General features: G+C 71.7%; 7 protein-coding genes. 4 read left to right on the top strand and 3 right to left on the bottom strand.

The window, feature by feature from the left end; all coding sequences use genetic code 11:
• The first annotated feature begins 214 nt into the window (after positions 1-214).
• The 3 genes from AB0G02_RS29290 to AB0G02_RS29280 all read left to right on the top strand — a co-directional run bounded on the left by AB0G02_RS29290 (position 215) and on the right by AB0G02_RS29280 (position 1,899).
• Entirely contained in the window at positions 215-832 is a 618-nt protein-coding gene (locus AB0G02_RS29290) for a hypothetical protein (RefSeq protein WP_360800115.1), read from the top strand.
• A gap of 31 nt (positions 833-863) precedes the next feature.
• A complete protein-coding gene (locus tag AB0G02_RS29285; protein WP_360800112.1) occupies positions 864-1,625 on the top strand; it encodes an enoyl-CoA hydratase-related protein in 762 nt (253 codons plus the stop codon).
• 94 nt (positions 1,626-1,719) lie between these two features.
• Positions 1,720-1,899, top strand: a complete 180-nt coding sequence (locus AB0G02_RS29280) for a hypothetical protein (protein ID WP_360800109.1) — start codon at positions 1,720-1,722, stop codon at positions 1,897-1,899.
• A 138-nt stretch (positions 1,900-2,037) separates the two neighbouring features.
• Here the strand turns inward: AB0G02_RS29280 and AB0G02_RS29275 are convergent, their stop codons facing one another.
• From AB0G02_RS29275 to AB0G02_RS29265, 3 genes are read right to left on the bottom strand one after another with little or no spacing between them, the layout of a single operon-like run.
• Entirely contained in the window at positions 2,038-2,319 is a 282-nt protein-coding gene (locus tag AB0G02_RS29275; RefSeq protein WP_360800106.1) for a DUF4235 domain-containing protein, read from the bottom strand.
• 2 nt (positions 2,320-2,321) lie between these two features.
• Positions 2,322-2,942 carry a DUF3618 domain-containing protein gene (locus AB0G02_RS29270; RefSeq protein ID WP_360800103.1) on the bottom strand — a complete coding sequence of 207 codons (621 nt, stop codon included), beginning with the start codon at positions 2,940-2,942 and terminating at the stop codon, positions 2,322-2,324.
• Positions 2,939-3,298: a phage holin family protein gene (locus tag AB0G02_RS29265; RefSeq protein ID WP_360800100.1), complete on the bottom strand. Its 360-nt coding sequence runs from the start codon at positions 3,296-3,298 to the stop codon at positions 2,939-2,941. Before AB0G02_RS29265 ends, AB0G02_RS29270 begins: the two co-directional genes overlap by 4 nt.
• Positions 3,299-3,508: 210 nt before the next feature.
• Between AB0G02_RS29265 and AB0G02_RS29260 the strand changes: the two genes are divergently transcribed.
• Entirely contained in the window at positions 3,509-4,435 is a 927-nt protein-coding gene (locus tag AB0G02_RS29260) for a YihY/virulence factor BrkB family protein (protein WP_360800097.1), read from the top strand.
• The last annotated feature ends 106 nt before the right edge of the window (positions 4,436-4,541 follow it).

Below are 4,541 nucleotides of genomic sequence, written 5' to 3'. Positions count from 1 at the left end.
GCGGCGATCGCCCGCGCGTCGGCGGCGCTGCCCGCGTGGCGCGCGGTCGCACACACGACACCGGCCGGGTGTGCTGAGCGTTGAACTCAGGGTGCGCGAACGTAGGACTCTCGCGCTGTGAACGTAGGACTCTCGCGGTTTGAGGGGAGGACACGGGGGTTCTGGAGGGAGGACACGCCCGGGTCGGGGGTGGTTCGGGCGATAGGGTTGGGAGGTGACTGCGCGTGTGTCGGCACCCCCGTTGGCCCGGATCACCACGGAGGTGTTGGCGCCGTGGGTGCTCGTGCTCGCGCTGCCGCTCCTGGTGGCCTGGGACGCCACGGGCAGCGTGGGCGGAGGACTGCTGTGGGGCGCGGTCGTGGGGTTGACCGGGTCGGTCGTGCCGATGGCCGTGGTCGTGCGCGGCGCGCGGCGCGGTCGGTGGGAGGGCCACCACGTCACCAACCGCGAGGGACGGCTGGTGCCGCTGCTCGTGTGCGTGGCGTCGCTCGGCCTCGGTCTCACCGCACTGCTGTTCGGCGGTGCGCCGCGAGCCGTGGTGGGGCTGGCGCTGGCGATGTTCCTCAGCCTGCTGCTCTGCCTGGTGGTGACGTTCGCCCTGCCGGTGAACGGCGTGCGCGGCTGGAAGATCTCGTTCCACGCGGCGGTCGCGTCGGGTGCGGTGGCCATCCTGACGATCACCTTCGGCCCGTGGGTCCTCCTCGCCGCACCGCTGGTCGTGCTGGTGGCCTGGTCACGGGTCGTGCTGGGGCACCACACGAAGGCGCAGGTCGTGGTCGGCGTGGTGATGGGAGCGCTGGTCGGCGGCACGGCGTTCTGGCTGTTCACGTGAGCGTGCGGCGGAGAAGCCGTACCCTGCGGTGATGACGCTGAGGCTCGACACCGCAGGCCCGGTGGCGACGTTGACGATCGACCGCCCGGCCAAGCGCAACGCCATGAGCTACGACATGTGGTCCGCCCTGCCCGGCCTGCTGGCCGAGGTGCAGCGGGACGACGCGGTGCGCGTGCTGGTCGTCCGCGGCGGGGAGCACTTCTCGGCGGGCGCGGACATCAGCGAGTTCTCCACCCTGCGCAAGGGCGCGGACGGCGCGGCCCGGTACGGCGAGGCCGTGCACAACGGCGAACGCGCCATCGCCACCCTCGGCAAGCCCACCATCGCCGCGATCACCGGGTTCTGCATCGGCGGCGGCTGCGAGATCGCGCTGGCCTGCGACCTGCGGGTGGCCTCGGCGGACGCCCGGTTCGGCATCACGCCCGCCAAGCTCGGCATCGTCTACAACTTCACGTCCACCAAGCAGCTCGTCGACGTGGTCGGCCCGGCCTGGGCCAAGCAGATCCTGTTCAGCGGCGAGATCATCGACGCGGCCACCGCGCTGCGCATCGGCCTGGTCAACGAGGTGCACCCGGCCGACGCGCTGGAGGCGCGGGTCAAGCAGCTGTCCGAGACCATCGCGGCACGCGCGCAGGTCAGCGTCCGCGGCGCGAAGCAGATCGTCAACCGCATCACGGACGGGCAGCACGACGAGGACGACGGCGTGCGCGCGCTGTACGACGAGGCCGTGCACAGCCAGGAGTACGCGGAGGGCGTGGCGGCGTTCCTGGAGAAGCGCACGCCGCGGTTCTGATCGGGTGAGCGGGAGCGCACCAGGTCGGGGGAGCGGGCCGGACGGAGTCGGTCGCACACCGGTTGAGCGTCCACCGGACGGGTACATCGAGCACATGACCGAACACCCGCTCGAAGAAGACTCGAACGAGTCGGAGCAGCGCATCAACCCCGACCCGCCGCACTCGCCGGGCACACCGGAGGTGCCCGACCTCGACGTGGACCCGGAGCAGTTCCTCGACGAGGGCGAGCGGCACGGCGACAAGCAGGGGAAGGAAGACGAGCCCTCGTCCTAGCCCGGTGCGGTGCCGGCCCGGCGCGGTGAGGGCCGAGGCCGGGCGCGCAGTGCCGAGGTGAAGGTTCGGGCAGGAAAAAGCCCGGTCCGGCTCTGACCCGAGAGGGGGAGCCGGACCGGGCTGCGAGGCCGCGAGGCGTCAGTCGACGTACTTGTTCGTGTCACCGGGCCACTCGCCGGTGATCTTGTCGTAACCGGTCGCGCCACCGCGGTCGATCGCGGCCTTCACCAGGCCGAAGATCGCACCCTGGATGGACGCCGCCAGCAGGACCTCGCCCCAGCTGCGGTCCTTCTGGGTCGGCGTGGGCGCTTCCTTGGTGCCGGTCATCAGCTTCCACACCTGGCCGAACAGCGCGCTGGCGGCCAGACCGCCGAGCACGCCGAACAGCATGCCGAGGGGTCGGTAGAGGAGCTTGTTCACGGTCACCGCCCCCGCCGCAACAGCTTCCACAGCACCAGCACGACCGCCGCGACACCGGCCGCGACCGCCGCCGGGTGCCTGCGGGCCTGCTGGACGCCCTGGTCCACGCGCTGCTGCACGGGCGGCGGGAGCGCCTCGACCGCCTGCGCGGCCTTGGTGCCGACCTCCTCGCCCACCACGCTCCCCTTGGCGCCCACCTGCTCGGCCACCTCGCCGGCCTTCGCGCCGACCTGCCCGGCCACCTCGGTCGCCTTGGCGCCCACCTGGGTCGCCACGGCACCGGCCTTCTCACCGATCACGGCGGCCTTCTCACCGACGGCCGTGCCGACCGCCGCACCGGCCGCGTTGGCCTTCCCGGCCTGCTCACCGGCCTTGTCGGCGGCCTTGTCCGCGACCTTGGCGACCTTGGCGGTCGTCTTGCTCGCCGCCGCCGACACCGCCGCGTTGGCCCGCGTAGCGGTCTCCTTCACCTGTTCCACTCCTTCGTGGGCCTTGTCCTTCACCCGTCCGGGTACGTCGGCCTTGTGCGCCAGCGCCTCCACGGTGTCACCGAGCTCGCGCCGGGTCTGCTCGACGTCGGCGCGCAGCTGGTCCGGGTCCTTCGGGGCGTCCTTGCCGCTCATCGGTGTGCCCTCTCGCTCACGGTGGCGATGTCCTTCTTGACACCCGCCATGGCCTCTTCCGGCACCGGCGGTGTACCGCGCTGGACCTGCTTGCGGCCGATCAGCGCGAGCACGCCCGCGACGACGAACACGGCCACTGCCACGACGAACGCCGCGAGCCACGCCGGCATGACGGTGGCCAGCAGCAGCACCAGGCCCGCCACGACCGTCATCAGGCCGAACCAGGCCAGCACGCCCGCGCCGCCGAGCAGCCCGGCACCCGTGCCGACGTGCTTGCCCTTCGTGCGCAGCTCGGCCACGGCCAGCCGGATCTCGTCCCGGGCCAGCCTGCTGACCTGCTCGGACAGCCTGTTCACCAGTTCCGCGGTCGACGGCTCCCGACCGGTCGCACGGTCTGCTGCACGGTCCGTGGTGCCGGCCGTGCGGTTCGTGACCCGATCGGCACCCTGGTCAGCCGCGTGGGTGGCGGCGACGTGACTCATGGCCGTCTCCTCTCTTGCACTCGCCACCCGACTACCCGAAAACGCGCGGGTGTACGCACGGTGTTCGGGGGAAACCCGTCGCCCATGGCGCACGCACCGCAGGCACCGACCCAACTGCCCAAGCGCTCCTGGTGGGCCGTGCTCAAGCGGACGTTCAAGGAGTTCAACGACGACAACCTCACCGACTGGGCCGCGGCGCTCACCTACTACGCCGTCCTGTCGCTGTTCCCCGGCCTGCTGCTGCTGACCGCGTTGCTGGGGCTGCTCGGCCCGGACGCCACGCAGTCCCTTGTGGACAGCCTGGACGTGCTGGGCCCGGGTGAGGCCAAGGACACCATCACGGGCGCGATCGAGAACCTGCAGAAGTCGCAGGCGAGCGGGCTGCTGGCGATCGTCGGCCTGGTCACCGCGCTGTGGTCGGCCTCCGGGTACGTCGGGGCGTTCATGCGCGCGTCGAACTCGGTCTACGACGTGAAGGAGGGCCGGCCGTTCTGGAAGATCATCCCGCTGCGCCTGGGCCTGACGATCGGCGTGGTGCTGCTGCTGGCGCTGACCGCGCTCGGCGTGACGCTCACCGGTGGGGTGGCGCAGTGGCTGGGCGACTTCCTCGGGCTGGGCTCGACCGTCGTGACGGTCTGGGGCTTCGCCAAGTGGCCCGTGCTGTTCCTGCTCGCGAGCCTGGCGATCGGCCTGCTGTTCTGGGCGTCCCCGAACGTGCGGCAGCCGAGCTTCCTGTGGATCACGCCGGGCGGCCTGGTGACGGTGGTCGTGTGGGTCCTCGCGTCGCTGGGCTTCGCGTTCTACGTGTCCAACTTCGGGTCCTACAACAAGACCTACGGCTCGTTGGCCGGCGTCATCGTGTTCCTGGTGTGGCTGTGGATCTCGAACCTGGCCCTGCTGCTCGGCGCGGAACTGGACGCGGAGCTGGAGCGGGGCAGGCGGATGGAGGCCGGGCAGCCCGAGGAGCGGGACCCGGTGGCCCCGCCTCGCGACACCGCGGCGATGGACTGACCCGCGGTGACGGGCCGACCCCGTGACTGGCCGACCCCCGACGTGCTCACCCCGCGAGGGGGCTGATCAGGCAGAACGGCTGAAAAGCCCGACCGGGCCCCACCGC

The organism is Actinosynnema sp. NPDC023658 (genome assembly GCF_040639995.1).
GTDB lineage: Bacteria > Actinomycetota > Actinomycetes > Mycobacteriales > Pseudonocardiaceae > Actinosynnema.
The sequence above is the reverse complement of the archived record's forward strand: the minus strand, read 5'-3'. Positions and strand labels throughout refer to the sequence as shown.

What these genes read in the sequence shown, in the direction of transcription:
- AB0G02_RS29285 (WP_360800112.1), top strand. Translation starts at nt 864, where the DNA reads ATGACGCTGAGGCTCGACACCGCAGGCCCGGTGGCGACGTTGACGATC.
- AB0G02_RS29280 (WP_360800109.1), top strand. Translation starts at nt 1,720, where the DNA reads ATGACCGAACACCCGCTCGAAGAAGACTCGAACGAGTCGGAGCAGCGC.
- AB0G02_RS29270 (WP_360800103.1), bottom strand. Translation starts at nt 2,942, where the DNA reads ATGAGCGGCAAGGACGCCCCGAAGGACCCGGACCAGCTGCGCGCCGAC.
- AB0G02_RS29260 (WP_360800097.1), top strand. Translation starts at nt 3,509, where the DNA reads ATGGCGCACGCACCGCAGGCACCGACCCAACTGCCCAAGCGCTCCTGG.